Origin of the sequence: Microcoleus sp. AT9b-C3, assembly GCF_036705485.1 — a bacterium.
In the GTDB taxonomy this organism is placed as follows: Bacteria; Cyanobacteriota; Cyanobacteriia; order Cyanobacteriales; family Microcoleaceae; genus Microcoleus.
In genome coordinates this window covers 262,324-282,039 of record NZ_JAUBUR010000004.1, presented here as the reverse complement: position 1 = coordinate 282,039, position 19,716 = coordinate 262,324, and the positions used below count along the sequence as shown (strand labels likewise).

Annotated in this window: 20 protein-coding genes and 2 pseudogenes; 14 read left to right on the top strand and 8 right to left on the bottom strand. The window is 45.0% G+C overall.

The features are described 5' to 3' along the window. Positions 1–92 precede the first annotated feature (92 nt). On the top strand, positions 93–788 hold the full coding sequence (gene trmD / locus QUB77_RS06300) for a tRNA (guanosine(37)-N1)-methyltransferase TrmD (protein ID WP_333170488.1): 696 nt from the start codon (positions 93–95) through the stop codon (positions 786–788). 80 nt (positions 789–868) lie between these two features. Here trmD and QUB77_RS06295 read toward each other — a convergent pair whose 3' ends face one another. Continuing rightward, a complete protein-coding gene (locus tag QUB77_RS06295; protein WP_333170489.1) occupies positions 869–1,276 on the bottom strand; it encodes a hypothetical protein in 408 nt (135 codons plus the stop codon). A 71-nt stretch (positions 1,277–1,347) separates the two neighbouring features. On the opposite strand from QUB77_RS06295, the gene ispF reads away from it, so the two are divergent. The 5 genes from ispF (at position 1,348) to larB (ending at position 5,644) form a co-directional block, all read left to right on the top strand. Next, entirely contained in the window at positions 1,348–1,827 is a 480-nt protein-coding gene (gene ispF / locus QUB77_RS06290; RefSeq protein WP_333170490.1) for a 2-C-methyl-D-erythritol 2,4-cyclodiphosphate synthase, read from the top strand. 68 nt (positions 1,828–1,895) lie between these two features. Further along, on the top strand, positions 1,896–2,444 hold the full coding sequence (locus QUB77_RS06285) for a hypothetical protein (protein WP_333170491.1): 549 nt from the start codon (positions 1,896–1,898) through the stop codon (positions 2,442–2,444). Further along, entirely contained in the window at positions 2,422–2,994 is a 573-nt protein-coding gene (locus tag QUB77_RS06280) for a PIN domain-containing protein (protein ID WP_333170492.1), read from the top strand. The genes QUB77_RS06285 and QUB77_RS06280 overlap by 23 nt, the downstream gene beginning before the upstream one ends. Positions 2,995–3,022: 28 nt before the next feature. Beyond that, positions 3,023–4,798 (top strand): ABC transporter substrate-binding protein, encoded by a 1,776-nt coding sequence (locus QUB77_RS06275; RefSeq protein WP_333170493.1) that lies wholly within the window; start codon positions 3,023–3,025, stop codon positions 4,796–4,798. Between the two features lie 42 nt (positions 4,799–4,840). Then, positions 4,841–5,644 carry a nickel pincer cofactor biosynthesis protein LarB gene (gene larB, locus QUB77_RS06270; RefSeq protein WP_333170494.1) on the top strand — a complete coding sequence of 268 codons (804 nt, stop codon included), beginning with the start codon at positions 4,841–4,843 and terminating at the stop codon, positions 5,642–5,644. A 370-nt stretch (positions 5,645–6,014) separates the two neighbouring features. Here larB and QUB77_RS06265 read toward each other — a convergent pair whose 3' ends face one another. Beyond that, positions 6,015–6,626 (bottom strand): hypothetical protein, encoded by a 612-nt coding sequence (locus QUB77_RS06265; protein WP_333170495.1) that lies wholly within the window; start codon positions 6,624–6,626, stop codon positions 6,015–6,017. Between the two features lie 325 nt (positions 6,627–6,951). Between QUB77_RS06265 and QUB77_RS06260 the strand changes: the two genes are divergently transcribed. The 3 genes from QUB77_RS06260 (at position 6,952) to QUB77_RS06250 (ending at position 8,645) form a co-directional block, all read left to right on the top strand. Beyond that, positions 6,952–7,164 (top strand): high light inducible protein, encoded by a 213-nt coding sequence (locus tag QUB77_RS06260; protein ID WP_190659021.1) that lies wholly within the window; start codon positions 6,952–6,954, stop codon positions 7,162–7,164. A gap of 143 nt (positions 7,165–7,307) precedes the next feature. Continuing rightward, on the top strand, positions 7,308–7,847 hold the full coding sequence (gene psbP, locus QUB77_RS06255) for a photosystem II reaction center PsbP (RefSeq protein ID WP_333170496.1): 540 nt from the start codon (positions 7,308–7,310) through the stop codon (positions 7,845–7,847). Positions 7,848–7,994: 147 nt separating this feature from the next. Continuing rightward, entirely contained in the window at positions 7,995–8,645 is a 651-nt protein-coding gene (locus tag QUB77_RS06250; protein WP_333170497.1) for a nucleoside triphosphate pyrophosphatase, read from the top strand. A 224-nt stretch (positions 8,646–8,869) separates the two neighbouring features. On the opposite strand, the gene QUB77_RS06245 is transcribed toward QUB77_RS06250, so the two are convergent. After that, a complete protein-coding gene (locus tag QUB77_RS06245; protein ID WP_333170498.1) occupies positions 8,870–9,784 on the bottom strand; it encodes a calcium-binding protein in 915 nt (304 codons plus the stop codon). A gap of 302 nt (positions 9,785–10,086) precedes the next feature. On the opposite strand from QUB77_RS06245, the gene eno reads away from it, so the two are divergent. Next, a complete protein-coding gene (gene eno, locus QUB77_RS06240) occupies positions 10,087–11,367 on the top strand; it encodes a phosphopyruvate hydratase (RefSeq protein WP_445251716.1) in 1,281 nt (426 codons plus the stop codon). Between the two features lie 151 nt (positions 11,368–11,518). On the opposite strand, the gene argC is transcribed toward eno, so the two are convergent. Beyond that, on the bottom strand, positions 11,519–12,577 hold the full coding sequence (argC, locus tag QUB77_RS06235) for an N-acetyl-gamma-glutamyl-phosphate reductase (protein WP_333170499.1): 1,059 nt from the start codon (positions 12,575–12,577) through the stop codon (positions 11,519–11,521). Between the two features lie 445 nt (positions 12,578–13,022). Here argC and QUB77_RS06230 point away from each other — a divergent pair, with 445 nt between their 5' ends. Next, complete coding sequence (locus tag QUB77_RS06230; RefSeq protein WP_333170500.1) at positions 13,023–14,039, top strand: sulfate/molybdate ABC transporter ATP-binding protein; 1,017 nt, start codon at positions 13,023–13,025, stop codon at positions 14,037–14,039. 160 nt (positions 14,040–14,199) lie between these two features. Here the strand turns inward: QUB77_RS06230 and QUB77_RS06225 are convergent, their stop codons facing one another. Together QUB77_RS06225 and hisF are read right to left on the bottom strand one after the other, a co-directional pair. Beyond that, on the bottom strand, positions 14,200–14,541 hold the full coding sequence (locus QUB77_RS06225) for a low temperature-induced protein (RefSeq protein ID WP_333041098.1): 342 nt from the start codon (positions 14,539–14,541) through the stop codon (positions 14,200–14,202). 438 nt (positions 14,542–14,979) lie between these two features. Continuing rightward, complete coding sequence (gene hisF, locus QUB77_RS06220; RefSeq protein ID WP_333170501.1) at positions 14,980–15,771, bottom strand: imidazole glycerol phosphate synthase subunit HisF; 792 nt, start codon at positions 15,769–15,771, stop codon at positions 14,980–14,982. 383 nt (positions 15,772–16,154) lie between these two features. Here hisF and QUB77_RS06215 point away from each other — a divergent pair, with 383 nt between their 5' ends. Both QUB77_RS06215 and QUB77_RS06205 read left to right on the top strand, forming a co-directional pair. Further along, positions 16,155–16,469 carry a transposase family protein gene (locus QUB77_RS06215; protein ID WP_333170502.1) on the top strand — a complete coding sequence of 105 codons (315 nt, stop codon included), beginning with the start codon at positions 16,155–16,157 and terminating at the stop codon, positions 16,467–16,469. After that, a pseudogene (locus QUB77_RS06205) lies at positions 16,420–17,258 on the top strand (ISAs1 family transposase). The gene QUB77_RS06215 and the pseudogene QUB77_RS06205 overlap by 50 nt, the downstream one beginning before the upstream one ends. A 274-nt stretch (positions 17,259–17,532) precedes the next feature. Here QUB77_RS06205 and QUB77_RS06200 read toward each other — a convergent pair. Together QUB77_RS06200 and QUB77_RS06195 are read right to left on the bottom strand one after the other, a co-directional pair. Beyond that, positions 17,533–18,156, bottom strand: a pseudogene (locus tag QUB77_RS06200) (AMP-binding protein); the annotation flags it as partial. Between the two features lie 789 nt (positions 18,157–18,945). Further along, positions 18,946–19,203, bottom strand: a complete 258-nt coding sequence (locus QUB77_RS06195) for a hypothetical protein (protein ID WP_333170503.1) — start codon at positions 19,201–19,203, stop codon at positions 18,946–18,948. Between the two features lie 27 nt (positions 19,204–19,230). Between QUB77_RS06195 and QUB77_RS06190 the strand changes: the two genes are divergently transcribed. Then, positions 19,231–19,524, top strand: a complete 294-nt coding sequence (locus tag QUB77_RS06190) for a zinc ribbon domain-containing protein (protein WP_333170504.1) — start codon at positions 19,231–19,233, stop codon at positions 19,522–19,524. Positions 19,525–19,716 lie beyond the last annotated feature (192 nt).

Below are 19,716 nucleotides of genomic sequence, written 5' to 3'. Positions count from 1 at the left end.
TAAGAAATTATAAAGAATAAAGCAATTACTGAAAACTGAACTCCCTCTAAAGGTCAAACTAGAGATGATGTATCAATGAAATTCCAATAATTGTGCGATTTGACGTTGTTACCCTATTTCCAGAATTTTTCCGGGCTCCCCTAGAGTCGGGACTGATGGGCAAAGCCTTAGCTAAAAAGATTGCTGAGGTGAATTTTGTCAATCCCCGCGATTTTACCACAGACAAACACCAGCGAGTCGATGATGAGCCTTACGGGGGCGGAGTCGGGATGCTGATGAAACCGGAACCGATTTTTGCTGCGGTGGAGTCGCTGCCGGTTTTGCCGCGACGCGAGGTGATTTTGCTGACTCCCCAGGGGGAACCGATGCAGCAGGCGATGTTTCGGGAGTTGGCTGCCGCGCGCGATCAGTTGGTCTTGATTTGCGGTCATTATGAGGGTGTGGACGATCGAGTCCTGCATTTGGTCACTCGCGAGGTGTCTTTGGGGGATTTTGTGCTCACGGGGGGCGAAATTCCGGCTTTAGCTTTGATTAATGGGGTTTTGCGATTGCTGCGGGGAACTGTGGCGAAGGAAGATTCCCTAAAGTTTGAGAGTTTTGAGGACGGACTTTTGGATTATCCGCAGTACACTCGACCGGCGGATTTTCGGGGATTGAAGGTGCCCGACGTGTTGCTGTCTGGTAATCACGCAGAAATTGCTCGCTGGCGCAGGGAACAGCAAATTGAAAGAACTCGATCGCGCCGATCCGATTTGTACGATCGGTGGTTGCAGGAGAGGGGAGAATAAGATTTGAGGATGTAGCCGTTATTAGTTGGATCTTCAGGGATGATGAGTACTTTAAAGCTAATAAAACTCCCCAGGCAGCACTAAGTTACACTTTTGGTTATTGAAGCTTTCAAGCCTTCAGCAGCTAAAAGATGTTTTAGTCGCTCGGTCTCAGCTTTAGTTCCGACAAAAACAGAACCAGGCATCTTCTTTTTTAAGTTCATCGCTTCAGCTAATGACAATTCCATAGCCTGACCCAGGATTTTTGTTACAACTGTTGCACGTTGTTCTTTTTCCAAAACTATCAAGTTCCAATTCCCTTCTTTGGCTAAAATCTCTTCTCTTATTTCGTCAGGTATAGCATGAGTATCATCTAACTCGATTGCCTCCCCACAATGAGAGCAGCTATAAGATAGATGCAAAACAACTTTTTTGTCGAAGACAGACTGACCAACCGACATCTGTATGTCTTTGCTACAATTACCGCAAAGTCCGTAAATCAAGACCATTCTTTTTCAGCTATCTCCCCGCAAATATGAAATAATTGTTTTTTGCTATACTTCCCAAACCTCAATTTTACATGAACATCCGCATCGGCAACGGCTACGACATTCACTGCTTAGTTCCCGAACGCCCCCTCATCCTTGGCGGCGTTCACATTCCCCACGAATTAGGCTTATTAGGGCACAGCGACGCCGACGTACTTACCCACGCTATCATGGACGCTATGCTAGGAGCTCTCAGCTTAGGAGATATCGGGCTGTATTTCCCGCCAACTGACCCGAAATGGAAAGGTGCTGATAGTCTCGTATTGCTCGCACAAGTGAATCAGTTAATATTAGATAAAGGCTGGGAAATGGGTAATATTGATTCGGTGGTGGTGGCGGAACGTCCAAAGCTGAAACCGCATATTGAGCAAATGCGCGATCGGCTTTCTGCTGTCCTACAATTAAAACCAGACCAAATCGGCATCAAAGCTACTACAAACGAAAAGTTAGGGCCGGTGGGAAGAGAAGAAGGAATTGCAGCCTATGCTGTAGTTTTGCTGGGCAAAAAATAGAACTCTACAATCTAAAATTGATAGTGGAGTCAATTCTTTAATCCAAAATCGCTAGGAAACCTGAAATCATGGACACTGACACCTGGGAATTACAATTTCCTGTAGACGCTGATGTCATCGCGTTGGATAAGGACGATCGCATAGTCGTGCTAATTGAGGTTAAAATTATTCAAGCTCAAGAAGCAGCCGCGAAACAGAAAATTGTCGATCGCGCGATCGATTGGCTCAAAGCTGTATTAGCAAAGCTGTCTGAAAGAAACGCGCTCGTTCCCTATGCTATGTTTATTGACGCGGAACAAATTTTGATTTTCAAATGGGATGGTGTGAATTTATCGGAGCCTGTTTGCACTCTCAATACTGGTGAAATAGGTCGCTATTATATGCCTATGTTTGGCAGTAAATGGCTCTTTAAAAGTACCATTGAGACGGTGATTCAATCGTGGCTGCATGACTTAGATTATAACTGGAAATCAGAAAACCCGCCAGCATCGGAACAGATAGCAGCCATCGGTTTGCTGCCGTTACTTGCAGGTGGAACAACAAAATCAGGAGTGGAATTAGGTGGCAATTATATATATCGAGACCAACTTTCTGATGAGTATTACTACAGGGCGTGAGGCTGAAGCAATTATGTTGCTCAGGGATTTGTCCTCATCAGTTCAGTTGGTAATACCGAGCATTGGTTACATGGAGGCTTTGTCAGCTTTAGAAGATGAGTTGAAGCGACAAAACTCTTTTGGGCAACAGCTAAGTCGTCAAGTTAGCGAAACAAAGCGAGATGTGACATCTGAATACGCCACATCTCTATATTTTCACTTAGAAGAGTCATTAGTTTACTATGGGTATCGAATAGATGAAATTAAATTTCGCTTGCGGGAAGCGATAAGTCTGATGTCGCGAAATGCAGAAATGATTGCATTAAATCCAGAGATTATCGAAGCAAGCTTAAACGAAACTTTGATCGAAAAAGACCCAACAGACAATTTGATTCTACACTGTATCCTCAGTCATGCCCGATCGCATTCTACAGAAACCAAAGTATTTCTCAGCGGTAACGTCAAAGAATTTGGCATACCGGAAGTTCAAGATATTTTGCGAGAAGCCGGGATTACAAAGTATTTCTCTGTCACTAAAAACTTTCTAGGTTGGCTACAATCTCAGTCATAGTTGCACGTAGGTGGTACAGTAAATTATTATGAAAATTTTCCCTATTTTACATTCAAAGCGCCCCTGGCTGGCTGTTCTGCTGGCTGCAATTGCCGCCATCAGTCTCTCTGCTTGCAGCCCCGCGCGATCGACTAACTTAGTAAACAGACTCATCGTTCCCACCCCCAGCGGCCCAGCTACCTTTAACTACCCCCTAAATCAATCTGCATACAGCGTTTTTGGCTATATGTACGAGGGATTAATCAACGAAAATGGCTTGACATCGGAGTTAGAACCCGGTTTAGCCCAGTCCTGGGAAGTTTCTAAAGATGGCAAAAAGATTGTCTTCACCCTGCGAGAGGGGTTGAAATGGTCGGACGGCGAACCGATGACTACTGATGACATTATCTTTAGCTATGAAAAGATTTATTTCAATGACAAAATTCCTAGTGGTTTGAAAGATATTTTGAGGATTGGCATGAGTCGCGAATTCCCAAAAGTCAAAAAACTTGACAGTCGCCGCGTTGAATTTTCCGTTGCAGAACCCTTTGCTCCATTTATTAGATATGCTGGGGGAATCCCGATTTTACCAGCTCATATTTTACAGGAAGCGGTCGAAAATACAGATGCAGAGGGCAATCCTAAATTCCTGAGTACTTGGGCGACTGATACTGACCCTAAAAAAATTGTCGGCAACGGTCAATACCGAATGCTGAGTTATACTCCTAATCAGCGCGTTGTGTTGGAACGAAATCCGTATTCTTGGCGCAAAGATGCTGAGGGAAATGTTCAGCCTTACATCCAGCAAATTGTTTGGCAAATTATCGAAAATACTGACAATCAACTGCTGAATTTTCGCTCGGGCGATTTGGATACTCTGAACGTGGAGCCGGAAGTGTTTCCGCTGCTGAAACGGGAGGAAAAACGCGGCCAATATACGGTCTTCAACGGCGGCCCGGATACTGGCAGCGTCTTTGTATGTTTCAATCTGAATAAGGGCAGCAATGCTCAAAATCAGCCTTTTGTAGACCCGGTTAAGTCTCGCTGGTTCGCGAGTAAAGAATTTCGGCAGGCGATCGCCTACGGCATCAACCGCGAGGCGATGACTAACAATATTTATCGCGGACTTGGCGCGCCGCTGCATTCCCCAATTCCGGCGCAAAGCCCGTTCTACTTGTCCCCCGAACAGGGATTGAAAACTTACAGTTACGATTTGGAAAAAGCCAAACAGTTGCTGTTAAGCGCAGGCTTCAAGTACAATCCTAACGGCGAATTGTTGGATGCAGAGGGCAACAAGGTACGATTTACTTTGTTGATGGCTGCGGGTAAAAAAGTTCGGGAACAAATGGGAACGCAAATAAAGCAAGACTTGGGCAAACTGGGGATGCAAATTGATACACAGTTCCTGAGTTTTAACACTTATGTGGAAAAGCTGCGGTTGACGCGCAATTGGGATACTTACCTCGGTGGTTTTACGGGAGGTACTGAACCGCACAGCGGCTACAATATTTGGTCTGTTAATGGCACGCTGCACAGTTTCAACCAGGGCCCGCAAGCCGGAGAACCGCCGATTAAGGGTTGGAAAGTTGACGACTGGGAGCAGAAAATCGATGACCTTTACGTGAAAGCTTCTCAGGAGCTTGATGAGGCGAAGCGCAAGGAGCTTTATGGAGAAACGCAGCGGATTATAGCAGAACAACTGCCTTTCATTTATATGGTGAATCCGCTGACTTTTGAGGCGGTGCGCGATCGCGTTTCGGGAATTCGCTATAGTGCCCTCGGCGGTGCTTTCTGGAATTTGTACGAGCTGAAAATAACAGAATAGTCACCAGTCACCAGTCAGCAGTCATTAGTCAGTCATTAATTCATGGAACCTGAAATTTTACAAAAGTTACTCGAATCAGTTGCAGCCGGCGATATTAGCCCGATCGCAGCTTTGGATAAATTAAAGCATTTTGACTTTGAACAAGTCGGCGATTTTGCCAAAATCGACCACCACCGTACTCTGAGAACTGGTTTTCCTGAAGTAATTTGGGGTCCGGGGAAAACGCCACACCAAATTGTTGAAATTATCGAGGCGATGCGCGGGCGAAATTCTGCGGTGATGGCGACACGAATCGAACCGGAAGTTTTCGAGCAATTGCAACAAAAAATACCCGATTTGTGCTACTACCAAAAGGCTCGAATTTGTGCAATTTCTGCTAATTCCCCAACTCAGCAGCATCCGGGTACCGTGACTATTATCAGTGCGGGAACGGCGGATTTGCCTGTAGCGGAAGAGGCGGCAATAACTGCGGAACTTTGCGGTTTTCAGGTGCGACGTTTGTGGGATGTGGGAGTTGCCGGCATTCACCGCTTGCTGAGCAACCGGCACGTAATTACCGATGCTGATGTGTTGATTGCGGTTGCGGGTATGGAAGGCGCTTTGGCAAGTGTGGTTGCGGGTTTAGCAGATTGTCCGGTGATTGCTGTGCCGACAAGTGTGGGTTACGGCGCGAGTTTTGGCGGGATTGCTCCTCTTTTAACTATGCTCAATTCTTGTGCGGCTGGTGTGGGTGTCGTGAATATTGATAACGGGTTTGGGGCGGCAATTTTGGCTTGTCAAATTCTCAGAAGTGCTGGCAGAGTGGGGAAAATCAAAGAGGGGGAGAATGGGAGAGAGGGGGAATAGTTAGAAACCCCCTCGATTAGATAAGACTAAGGCCAACTGTCACAGGACGATCGATTTTTAGGGTGCATCTTGCACCATTCTCAAGAACAGGCTTTCCGGCCTGTTCCACAAAGAGTGAGTTTTCTTGTGAGGTGGGTCGAAGAGCCCGCCCGTAAAAAACCTAATTGAAAATGGTGCAACATCTCAAGTGCCTCAGACTCCGTTATTGAAAGATTATGGAAGATTTCCGGTAGTAGAGCACCTTACTATATATGCCCGTGGCGTCCAGGACGGCCAGACTCGGTGGTTGAAACCCGGTCTCAACTTGCCTCCCGTTTCAGCAGAGGAAAACTAAAAAATACAGGAGGTATTATTCAAGCCGGATTTGATATTACTTGCTGCCTAGCCAAATCGGATAAGCAGAAGAATCCTCAGCTTTTAACTTTTGCGCCTGATAACTCTTGCTAGTCCAACTAGCCACAGTTTGCAGGCTTTCTGTCAAACAACTTTCGCTGCCAAACGCTTCAAATCCCAAAGTCCACCACGCGCTGCCGTTAATGTTCAACTGAGTAAGTTCCACGGTGCAACCTTGGGGAATTGGGGCTTCCACAGGCACAGACATCAGGGAACCAGGGGCCGAAACTTGATAAAGACGCTGCGCTCGCTTTTTCTTGACTCCCACCCACTTTCCTGTCGCCACAATATCCGCCGGTATCGGCGCAATCGTGTCCGCACAAACCCACTTCAGCCACTTCTCGGCTTTGCCTTCCCAGCGATTGGCGAACTGCATTGCCCCTAACTCTGCCTGACGCCACTTTACCTCCAAGGTTTTCCCACGAAGCTTCACTCCCAAGTAGTCGCAGTTAGGTACTAGCAAATATATGTCTTCCCGCTCTTCGGGAGGCGAAAGATACCCGCCGAGACTCTCGCTTCCAAACCATTGATTGATCGATTTTGGCAGTGCACCGCTATAAAACCACCGCATTTCCAGACTGGCCCGCATAAATTTTTCCTCCGTTCCACAATTTTCGTCAAACCCAGACTGGATTTGCCATACACCATCGACTTTTGTGCCTCTCCACTCTATCCTCCCCCCTCTGGGGCCCAGAGTCTACCCACAGTCATACCATTTTAGATTTTAGATTTTAGATTTTAGATTTGGGAAAGACTGACTAGATAAGGGTTTAGAGCTTGCCTACAGTTGCATTTTTTTTATTAACTGGTGTCAGAGCGAGGTCTTTTAAAAAAATTTCTCACAATCCTTTACATATCTTCACAAGTCTGTTACATTTATTTACAGTACACTAAAAACCATTTAGGAAAAAAACATGAGTAACAGAGGCTTAATGCTGGACGACCAAGGCAAAATGAACAATTTTGCGATCGAGCCGCAAGTATATGTCGATGACGAACCCCGCACCGGCTTTACCCCCTACGCAGAACGCTTAAACGGCCGCCTTGCCATGATTGGCTTTGTTTCTCTCTTGGCTTTAGAAGTTTCGACCAAGCACGGGCTGATTAGCTGGCTGACTCACCTGTAATGACTTTGTTAACAATTAAACTATATGGCTATGGATCGCGGGCGGTACACAAACAGCGATCCATAGCTTAACTATTTTGAGGGGCAAGGTTTGGTGAGACAATTAAAATTAAATATTTTTGTTTTACCCTACCCGTAAAAAGAATGCTCAAACGAATTGCGGCAATACTTCTGGTGGTTCTAAGCCTCACCTTGACCGGTTGTGTGTCTAAAGTCACTGGACTCAAAAGCTACGTTGATACTGGCGACGGCTATCAATTTCTCTATCCTAACGGCTGGCTGCCGATCGCGGTTTCTAACGGGCCCGATGTGGTGTTCCGCGATTTGATTCAGCAAACCGAGAACGTCAGCGTGGTAATCAGTCCAGTCGCGAAGGACAAAACTCTGGCGGATTTGGGATCGCCGACGGATGTGGGATACAAGCTCAGCAAAAGTGCGATCGCCCCGGCTGATTCGGGCCGCGAAGCTGAATTAGTCAATGCAGAAGCTCGTGAATCGCGATCGAAAAGCTATTACATTTTAGAATACGCCGTTAAGTTGCCAAACCAAGAACGCCACAACTTAGCAAGTGTAGCCGTCAGCCGCGGCAAACTTTTTACGCTTAACGTTTCCACTACCGAAGAACGCTGGCCGAAGGTAAAAGAAGCTTTTGAGAAAGTTGTTAAATCTTTCTCTGTTTATTAGGGAATTGGGAATTGCGCATGGGGCATTGTTGACTGTTGACTGTTGACTGTTCGCTGTTGACTGTGGACTGTTCGCTGGAAACCTCACCACAGTTAACTGACAACTGTCAACTGTCAACTGTCAACTGTCAACTGAACTTCTTAACTTATGAAAATTCCAACTTTTGTATTAGCTTCAGCTTCTCCAGCGCGCCGTAGCCTGCTAGAAAATGCCGGCATTCAAGCTGTGATTTGCCCCAGCGATTTTGATGAAGCGCAAATACAAATGAGGGATGCCAATAAATTAGTGCAGGTTTTAGCAGAGGGAAAAGCTGAGGCTGTAGCTAAGTTTTTATTGGCTAATTCTCACCCGCAAATTCCTAATCCCCAATCTTGTTTGGTGTTGGGATGCGATTCAATTTTGCTCATAGATGGCGAAATTCACGGCAAACCCAAGGATGCGGAAGAAGCAATCTCGCGCTGGCAGAAAATGCGCGGTAAGGTGGGCCAACTGTATACGGGTCATGCTTTAATTGATACTAGATTCGATGACTTGGATGAGGCTAGGTCGCGATCGATCATTCGCTGTCAAGTTACAAAAGTTCATTTTGCGGAAGTTACCTCGCGCCAAATAGCGGCCTACGTCGCCACCGGAGAACCCTTGCAATGTGCAGGCTGTTTTGCACTGGAAGGTAAGGGCGGCTTTTTTGTGGAACAAATCGAAGGATGTCACACAAATGTGATCGGTTTGAGCTTACCTCTGCTGCGGCAAATGCTCACCGAAATGGGATATGATGTGGCGGATTTCTGGCAATGTTAAAAATTTTAGTAGTTTGTAGGGTGCGCATTGCGCACCTTACTGAGTTTGTAGTTTGTAGGGTGCGCATTGCGCACCTTACTGCGCACCTTACTGAGTTTGTAGTTTGTAGGGTGCGCATTGCGCACCTTACTGAGTTTGTAGTTTGTAGGGTGCGCATTGCGCACCTTACTGAGTTTGTAGTTTGTAGGGGGCGCATTGCGCACCTTACGCATTAAAGTTGGTAATTATCCGAGAGCGATCGCCCCATCCGATACAGATATAAACTGAAGTTGATCCGGCGAAACCTCCTTCACCAAACCCAAGATATTGCCGGTGCTAGCTTCCCGAATCACCGTCGCCTTAGTATTTAAAATTCTAAAATCAGCCGTTCGAGGAATTCCCGGAGGAAAAGGGCCACTGCTATCGTAATCTCTGGCATCACCAATTGTTAAAAACCTTTCGCTCAAAACAATATCATTTCGCGTCAGTCCTCCCGCCAATCCAATTACATCACCTTCAACCGGATTGTAATCGAGAATAAAATCGGCAGGCACTTCATCTACATCAAAATTGCCACTAGGAGGCGGTTGAAGCGAACCAATTTCCCCCGAAGTTGTTCCCACTTCGGTACGGAGGACAAACAAATCTGCACCTTCACTTCCCCAAAGTCTATCAATTCCAGCATCACCGATTAGAGTATCGTTTCCACTCTCTCCTACTACAGCATCATTGTCTTTACCGCCGCGAATAAAGTCATCTGCCGTGCCTCCATAAACGTAGTCATTACCTTGATCTCCGCTGACAAAATCGCTGCCACATTCTCCATAAAGAATGTCAAAATCTTGACCACCGCGAATAGTATCGCTGCCACAACCTCCGATTAAAGTATCGGTGCCACTGTTACCGTTCATCAGTTCCGCACCACCGGAACCTCTGACAAAATCGTTACCATCTAAAGCCCGCAAACCTCCGGGAGTATTCCGCAGAATTCCGTTTGCTAATTGAAATGCGTCGTCATTGGGAGTTAAGTCAAAAAAGTTGGAGTCGCTGCCTGGATTTGGCAATGGCCCTGTGAGTAATTTGATGTTTGGGGGATCGGCAATAATTGGGTCTGAATTTTCAGCTAATGCTCTAATTTCTCCGAGATTTGTTTCTAACATCCTAAGTTTATCCTTTTTTGATTGATTTTGTTGATATTCTGATTTTAACAAAGGTTCCAATTAAGAAATCTGCGGGAATCTGGGGTAACAACAATCAAATTATTGTCAAAATTGCCGGAGAGCATTGTTCAACAAGCCTAGCTTATTGACACCAATCTGCTCGTCCAAATCCGCAAATATTTTGAACTGTGTACCAATAATTCTGGGGATCGCGTACTCTATTACCCGTCAGCAGTCAGCGTGGGAAAATCCACAGACTGCTAATTGTCATGAAACCTTGAGTTAAGTTCGGAATAATTAATATGCTAGACACTGCGATCGAATCTATTCAAGCCAGAGAAATCCTCGATTCCCGCGGCCGCCCCACCATTGAAGCTGAAGTTTACCTAGCCAACGGTGTTGTGGGGCTCGCCCAAGTCCCCAGCGGCGCCTCTACAGGCTCTTTTGAAGCCCACGAACTCCGCGATGATGACAAAACCCGTTACGGCGGCAAAGGAGTCTTAAAAGCCGTTGCTAACGTCGAACACAAAATTGCCCCCGCTTTGGCTAATCTAGATGCGATCGACCAAGCACTGGTAGACAAAACCATGATTGACTTGGACGGTTCCCCCAACAAATCCCACCTCGGCGCAAATGCGATTCTCGGAGTCTCCTTAGCCACAGCAAAGGCGGCCGCCGAAACTTTAGGACTCCCCCTTTACCGCTACTTGGGCGGCCCCTTAGCGAACGTTTTGCCCGTACCACTGATGAACGTGATCAACGGGGGATCTCACGCTAACAATAATGTGGACATTCAAGAATTTATGATTGTCCCTGTGGGTGCGCCTTCTTTTAAAGAAGCTTTACGCTGGGGTGCAGAGGTATTTGAATCCTTGAGTAAAGTCTTAAAAGCTGAGGGTTTGCTGACTGGTGTGGGTGATGAAGGCGGTTTTGCGCCTAATCTTAAATCCAATCAAGCAGCTTTGGATTTGTTGATTGCAGCTATTGAAAAAGCTGGCTACAAACCGGGTGAACAAGTGGCTTTAGCTTTGGATGTTGCTGCTAGCGAATTTTACAAAGATGGGCAGTACACTTACGACGGTGTGGCTCATTCGCCGGCAGAATTAATCGATTATTTGGATGGTTTGGCGAGTCAATATCCGATTGTTTCCATTGAAGATGGTTTGCACGAAGACGATTGGGACAGTTGGGTAGCGCTGACGCAGAAAATGGGCAGCAAAGTTCAATTGGTGGGTGACGATTTGTTTGTTACTAATCGCACGCGGCTGCAAAAAGGAATTGATTTGAAAGCTAGCAATTCGATTTTGATTAAGCTGAATCAAATTGGTTCTTTGACGGAGACTTTGGATACGATCGACCTCGGCAAACGGAACAGCTATCGAGCAGTCATCAGCCACCGTTCCGGTGAAACTGAAGATACCACAATTGCTGATTTAGCGGTAGCGACTCGCGCCGGCCAAATCAAGACTGGTTCTTTGTGTCGCAGCGAACGAGTTGCCAAATATAACCGTTTATTGCGGATTGAGGACCAATTGGGCGATCGGGCAATTTATGCTGGGTCGATCGGTTACGGGCCAAAATAACACTGGATAATTGGGAATTGGGAATGGGTAATTGGTAATCGGTAATTGGGAATGGGTAATTGGTAATCGGTAATCGGTTAGTTTTTAATTTTCATCACCAATGCCCAATGCCCAATGCCCAATGCCCAATGCCCAATTACCAATTTACCAATTAAGGATAGAAAGCCAATTGTGGCAAACCCAAAGTTTCTTCCCAGCCCATCATCAAGTTCATGCACTGGATGCCTTGGCCGGCTTGTCCCTTAATTAAATTGTCGATCGCCGATAGCACAATCACCCTGTCAGTACGCGGATCGACTTCCACACCGATATAACAAAGATTGGTGCCACAAGCCCATTTTGTTTGCGGGTAAACTCCAGCAGGTAACACTTTTACCCAAGGAGAATTGCGGTAAAAAGCGCTGAAAATTGTGATTAAATCTTCCCGCACCAAACCCGGATCGCGCAAAGTTGCGTAAACAGTCGCCAGAATTCCGCGCACCATCGGAATGAGGTGGGGAGTAAACTGAACTTTAATATCGTGTCCCGCTAAATCGCTGCAAATTTGCTCGATTTCTGGCGTGTGGCGGTGGCGGCCAACGCCGTAAGCGCCCAGAGAACCCTCTGCTTCAGCCAACAAGAGATTAACTTCGGCTTTGCGGCCCCCTCCAGAAGTGCCTGATTTGGCGTCGATAATTGCCGTTTCTGGCACGATAAGACCTTGTTTGAGCAAAGGTGCCAGCGCTAACAAACTAGCAGTGACGTAGCAGCCAGCACAGCCTACTAACTGAGCGTCTTTAATTCGATCGCGATACAATTCTGGCAAACCGTAAACAGCCGTTGCCGCCACTGATGAGTCCGATCGCTCGCCGCCGTACCAAGCTTTGTAAGTTTCCAGATTTTCAAATCTGTAGTCAGCCGACAAATCCAAGACTTTGCAGCCGCCTTCGAGCAGCGTCGGTGCCATTTTGCAAGCTAAACCGTTCGGCAGCGACAGAAACACAACTTCACATTTTGCCGCTATTTTGTCTAGGTCGATCGCCTCGACTGTCAAATCAATGCAGTTAGTCAAATGCGGATAAAGGCTGGAAAAAGGTTTTCCCGCACTGCTATCCCCGCCCAAATACACTACTTCAGCCGCTGGGTGATCCGCCAGCAGTCGCACAAGTTGCACGCCGCCGTACCCTGAAGCGCCGATAATTCCTACAGGCACACGTCCAACATCTCCCATTTTCCTTTATCCCCTCAGCCGTTGAAGTCAAAAACGCTTGAACTTTTGCTGCATTGTAGTACCAAACGCCAACTTTGGTGGCAAAGAATTGTGTTGTTTTGTTTTGGAGGTGCATTTTTGTTAATTTTCCGCTGTTTGACCTGCCCAAAAACGGATACAAAGCCCCGACTCCTTTCCTGGAGAGCCCAACATTTTAGACCAAAGTGCCATCTTCCAGATTCAAAGCTGCAAGTAAATCTAAAATCTAAAATCTAAAATCTAAAATCGACTGACCGATCGCCAAAACCCTAAAATTAACAAACTGATGTGCGATCGTGGTATAAAAAAACTTACCTTAATCCATCCACAAACCGGAGATTAACATTTTTCGCTCTTGCCTCTTGCCTCTTGCTTCCTGTATCCTGCCTTTTCCCTCGAACCTCTTCCCTCTTCCTTCTTCCTACCTATGGGCATCGTTGTAGAAAACGTATCAAAACAGTTTGGCAGTTTCCAAGCACTCGATCGAGTCAGCTTAGAAATTGAATCAGGTTCCCTAGTCGCATTGCTGGGCCCGTCTGGTTCCGGCAAGTCTACACTGCTGCGGCTGATTGCGGGTTTAGAAATGCCCGACTCCGGCAAAATCTGGCTGACAGGCCAAGATGCGACCAATACTAGCGTCCAAGAGCGCAAAATTGGGTTCGTGTTTCAGCACTACGCGCTATTCAAGCACATGACAGTGCGAAAAAACATCGCTTTCGGGATGCAAATTCAGAAAACACCGCCTGCGAAAGTCAAATCGCGGGTAGAAGAATTGTTGAATTTAGTGCAATTGGCAGGATTGGGCGATAGATACCCGTCGCAACTTTCAGGAGGCCAGCGACAGCGCGTGGCCCTCGCCAGAGCCCTGGCTGTGGAACCGAAAGTGTTACTGCTAGACGAACCTTTTGGAGCTCTCGATGCCAAAGTTCGCAAAGACTTGCGCGCTTGGTTGCGGCGACTTCATGACGAAGTTCACGTTACCACAGTCTTTGTGACGCACGATCAAGAAGAAGCGATGGAAGTTGCCGATCGAATTACAGTAATGAATAAAGGTAAAATCGAACAAGTCGGCACACCCGCAGAAATTTACGACCATCCAGCTAGTGCTTTCGTAATGAGTTTTATCGGGCCAGTCAATGTATTGCCCAGCAGTTCAAGAATGTTTCAAGACAACGGCTTTGACTCAGCCAACCCAGAGATTTTCTTGCGCCCTCACGATGTAGTAATTGAAACTATAGAAAATAGTGCAACGGTGCCTGCAAGAATCAGTCGCTTGATTCATTTGGGATGGGAAATTCAGGTAGAATTAACCTTAGATGACGGTCAAGTAGTAAATGCTAATTTGACTAGAGAAAGATTCGATAGCTTGAACTTGCAGCCCCAGCAAAGAGTGTTTGTAAAGCCGAAAGATGCCAAGTCCTTTCCACTTTTTTATTCCATCTAAGACCAATTCTGAAAACTAAAGCTAAATTTAGATTGGATACGTCTTTTCCAAGGAGGTGGCGCGGTGCGGTGTTTCTACAAAAAAAATCTAGGGACACGGCACCGCGCCGCGTCCCTAATCTTTTATACTGACAACTGTCCGCTGACTACTGCGCGCTGAGTTAGTCTTTAATTTTGTTGACAGCTTTTTTGACTTGTTGCTCAAAGGATGTAGCTTGTGTATTGGAAGGATTTTTCATTTTTTCAATGTCAGCGTCCCCCTGAACTTCGTTGGGTCCTTTGCTGGCTTTTTCTTGAGTTTCTTCCAAGGACATTGGTTTTTTCAGTACAGCTTCTTGAGATTCTTTTTCAATTCCTAAAAGTTGGTCTTCACCTTTGGTGGGGCTGCTAGTAACTGCAAAAGCCGGGAAAGCATTAGAAACAAACATCAAGGCACAAAAACAAACAGCTATTAAAGTGCGGACTAAACGCTTTGCAGGGAAGTTAAAGCTGATAAAAGACATACAAAATTTCTCCGTTTTTAGAAGTTTTGATCGCTAAGATTGTTAACAGGCTGAAGCTCACTCATATTCTGCACAATCTTTAACTCAAGTTTGAGAAAAGCAACCGTTGCTTTCTTTCAAACTGAGCTAATATATAATATTTAGCTGAAAAAGGTGGTATTTGAAATCCTTCTCAGGGAATATTTCTAGATGACTGGGGTCGATCGCCCCAAGACCTTTATGTAGAAGGCACTTGTGTAGAATCACAAAAATTCTCTATAAGTGCCTTCGGATGCGCCTCACATAGCGGTATCAATGTCAGTAACTGGTGCGGTCATCGTGGGGTGGGGGCGGCTTTATTTAGCCTGTTTGCCCTGTTAGATGGCGCTTGAGTGTAAGCCGCAGAGCGGTTTGTGGAAAATGTTGCAAGATTATGAGATGCGCCCGACTATCCACTGACTAATGACTAATAACTAATGGCTGCTGCTGTCGCACCGGAACTTGATATTTTGCTAGATAAGTTTTAATTTCTCCTACACTGAGTTGCCCGTAATGCAGCAGGGAAGCCAGCAGGGCTGCTTCTGCTTTGCCCTCAGTCACGGCTTCGTAGATGTGGTGACAGTTGCCGGCGCCGCCGGAAGCAATAACGGGAATTTCGACAATTTCGGCAATGCTTCGAGTTAATTCCAAATCGTAACCGGCTTGAGTGCCGTCCGAGTCCATGCTTGTCACCAGAATTTCGCCCGCCCCGCGCTGTTCGGCTTCTTTGGCCCAGGCGATCGCATCTAGGCCGGTATTTTCTCGTCCTCCGCGCACGTACACGTCCCAACCAGGATTATCTGCGTCTTGCCGTTTGCGGGCGTCGATCGCCACTACAATGCACTGATTGCCAAATCGATCGCTGGCTTTGTCAATTAAACTCGGATCGCGCACCGCCGCCGAATTAATACTCACCTTGTCTGCGCCCGCCCTCAATAAACTTTTAATTGTGTCTAAAGATTGGATACCGCCGCCCACCGTCAAAGGGATAAATACTCGATCGGCCGTTCGGTACACCACATCGATCATAATATTCCGGTCTTCGTGAGTCGCTGTAATGTCCAGAAACACCAACTCGTCAGCACCCGCATCATTGTAAACCTGAGCCATTTCTACCGGATCGCCAGCATCCTGAAGATTGACAAAATTGACACCTTTGACCACGCGACCGGCTTTCACATCCAGACAAGGTAAAATTCTTTTCGACAACATACAATTCTCTTCCAATTTAACTTACTCGGCGGGAAGTCCCCCGCTATAACTGTACTCATCTTAGCGGTGGAAGGAAAGCCAGGGCTGTTTTTTGCCGTTTTGTTTGTGGTCTGGACTCCTAGCTGGAGAACGAGTAAAACAGGCAAGAAATAACCAATCTCTCACCTATCACAAGACGGTAACAATAAATAAAATTCGTTTTAAAAATTTGATAAATCATCATAAATGCCCCAACGATTGCCACAACAAAGCCGTCAAAACCGAGATATATGGCATTTAGCAGCTTACTCTAGCATAGACAGGGTAAACGCATCTTAATTTCAACCTCAAACATGATAAGATGAAGTATTGTGCTCAATCAAGTGCGTAATTAGGTGCGAGCGATGGCGAAAGGGTTTACTTCGACTTTAACTGCCCAACAAAAAACAATAGGTGTATCGAGCCCGACACAGTTATTGAACGCTTGTTTTTTAAATTATTTTGGGACTTTGACCGCTCCCAGAATAGAAAGAAGTAAAAAGCCTTTATTAATAGATATTGTAGCAATTGCGATTCTAGCTGTCATCAGCGGTGCAGATAGATGGGGAGCAATAGAACTCTATGGAACAACCAAATATGAAGGGCTGAAAGGTTTTCTAGAACTGCCGAATGGAATTCCTTCTCATGATACATTTAGTCTCCTTCTTTGCTCGAATTGAACCGCAGCAGTTTCAAAAGTGTTTTTTGAGTTGGATAAATTCAATCACCAAAAAAATGGAGCTAGAAGTCATAGCCATCGCTGGCAAAACAATGAAACAATCTTATGACCGGCATCACAGCCAAAAACCATTGCATATAGTTAGTGCATGGTCTTCATCCCATCAATTAGTTTCCGGGCAAAAAAAATCAATAAAAAATCCAATGAAGTGACAGCAATTCCGGCGTTGTTAGAGATGCTAGAAATTGCTGGAAGCATAATAAACATTGATGCTTTGGGATGTCAGACAGAAATAGCAGCACTCATAATTAAGAAGAAAGGAGATGATGTTTTAGCGCTAAAATGGAATAAAAAACTTCTTCATGAAGACGTAAAAAACTGGTTTGAATTAGCTCGAAAAGAAGAGTTTGGTGGCAGAGAGCATAGCTATTATCAACAAATAGAATCCGGGCATCATCGAGTTAAAAAAAAACAAATTTGGACGGTGGCAGTCTCAGAGCTTCCATCTCTTCATAATCAATCATTATGGACGGGATTAAAAACGGTTGTGATGATCGTAAGTGAAAGACGTTTGTGGAATAAAACGACCACAGAAGTTCGGTTTTATTTGAGTAGTTTAGCCAGTAATGCCGAGAAGATTTCTCAAGCAATTCGCAGTCATTGGGGTATTGAAAATAGCTTACATTGGACATTAGATGTTACTTTTTGTGAAGACAAGAGTCGGATTCGTAAAGATAATTCTCCTGAAAACTTTGCTCTTCTACGTCGCGAGTGCCATCAATTTTCTTAAACAAGAAAAAGGATTTAAAGGAAGTTTAAAAATGAAGCGGTATCTGGCGGGAATGGATAATAATTATTTAGTCCAAATCTTAAACTCTGCCATTTAACGCTCGAAAACTCAAACAGATTCCCGATATAAATTGATTCAGCTTCGAGAATTTAGAAGTTCTTAAAGCTCGATTTTTACTGGTTAATTCCATCGGATTTAAGAGTTTTAAGAATGATATTTTTAGAAAAATACTCACGCACAAATATGATTTTCTGTCAACTTAATTTAGATGCGTTTACCCTGGCATGACTGTAGCGCCAGATTCAGTGATTATTTTAGATAACTTCATTGGATCGATGGCGACTGCGCGACTAACGATCACAACGCGAGCCCCAACTATTAATGGTAAGAAAAGTTCTAAAACAGCAATATCAAAGGATATCGTAGTGACTGCTAGTAGTACATCTCGCTCTGTCAATCCTGGTTCTTGTTTCATCGAGAGGAGAAGATTGACTACAGCCCGGTGAATAATTTGCACGCCTTTTGGTTTACCCGTTGAACCCGAAGTGTATATTGTATAGGCTAAATCATCAGGTGTGACTTTGCTATCTAAATTATTTTGGTTAAATTGCTCAATTTTTTGCCAATCTGAGTCTAAACATACCACTCGCATACCATTTCTTTTAGGTAGGCAACTGAGAAGATGGGTTTGGGTAAGTAATAGCGGAAGCTGGGAGTCTTCCAACATAAATGCTAACCTATCTTCGGGATAAGTTGGGTCAAGAGGGACGTAAGCACTATCGGCTTTTAAGACTCCCAGAAGTCCGATTAACATATTCAGTGATCGATCAACGCATACTCCAATAAGCGTCTCTGAATTAACTCCTAAGCTTTTCAGATAATGTGCTAATTGATTTGCTTTATTGTTTAATTATTGATAAGTTATTGGCTCGCTATTGAAAATAGCAGCAATACCATTTGGTGTTTGCCTTACTTGGGATTCTACTAACTTATGAATGCTGAGTTTTTCGCTGGTTATCATTACAAACCTGGATAAATAAGTTATTACGAACCTAGCTCACGACGCTCTGTAGGATGTTAAGCATTGATTAGCTAGCCATTGCTGGTGCTTTACCGTCTTTATTTTGCTTGCAAAGGCAGTAATTAATAACACCAAACTTTTGGTCGTGACATAGGCTTACATAATTTACTAGACCTAACTATGTTCATCCGCAAGAAAAGGAAAATTTAGGTAAATTTATAACTTCCTTCCGCACCCTCAACTCTCACATCGGTTATTTCGAGTTGATGGGGGTGAATTGCTCTCGGAATTGTAAGTAAAAATACTGAGAAAACAGGTTAATTTATAATGATTATTGCTACCCCCAAGAATGGCGATCGTAACGATCGCACAATGCACAGTAAAATATATCAGCGCTCAGAGACGGTTCCCTTCAACCATTGCCGGCTAAGTTTTCCAGCTTGCTTGTTACCCCGCTAGCTCAGTTTTGCTTCACAAAGTGCTATTTACCAGATGCGATTGCCCTGTCACCCAAAACTGCATCAGTTGAGTTCACTAAACCTATGCACAGCATTCATCCACTTCTTTGAAGAACCGGCATCTTTCCCGAAGTTCTAGTCAAGGCAGGCCAATCAATTCAGTACCCCACAAAAAGTTCAAATTGTTTGTGAGAAATTCCTCAAGTTTCTAGGAAAGCTGGTTTTGTTTTGCTAAAATCCACCATAAATTATAAACATATAAACCGTAAGCAGCATAAACTATCTCACAAATATCAAGATTCAAATCTTCGCCATCAAGCCCGTATAATTGTGATTTATCACGAAAAATGGCAACCGCTCGTGAGAACGTCCAGGAAAAAACATCTCCCAAATTTGTGCAGTAAAACCAAGTCATCCTTGTTGAAAAGCTGGCAGTTAATAACTTGATAAAAAAAATATCGCCCAAAAAAATAGCGATTGCGGCTGGTCAATTTTGACCCGATCGTTGAAATACAAGGCTGAAAAAGACGGTAAAACTTACCTAGACACTGGTCGTTTTTTTGCACCAACGAGTAAGAGTTGCCACGTAGGTTTGAATCAGGTGGGTCGCCTTCCGTTGGAAGTGCGTAGCTGGACTTGTTCCAACTGCAAAACTAACCACGATAGAGATGTGAATTCTGCTATCATTATTGGCGATGAAGGGCTGGGATTATTAGCGTTAGGAACTAGCACTACTGCCCAGGGACGGAATGTCAGTCTGATGGTTGCAAGGAAATCTTCGGTATGAGCGGCTGTTCCGGTTGAAATTGGAAGCTTACACCAGAGGGAGTCGTACACAGAACTCTTGATCTGCATACCAGGCCACACCCCCTACGCCCCGCCTAGCTCTACCGTGTACAGACAAGTTGCTCGCTGACCCATATTCTAGAAACCCTGTTTCCTAGAATCTTGATTTCTCGTTTGGCCGAATCAATAACTT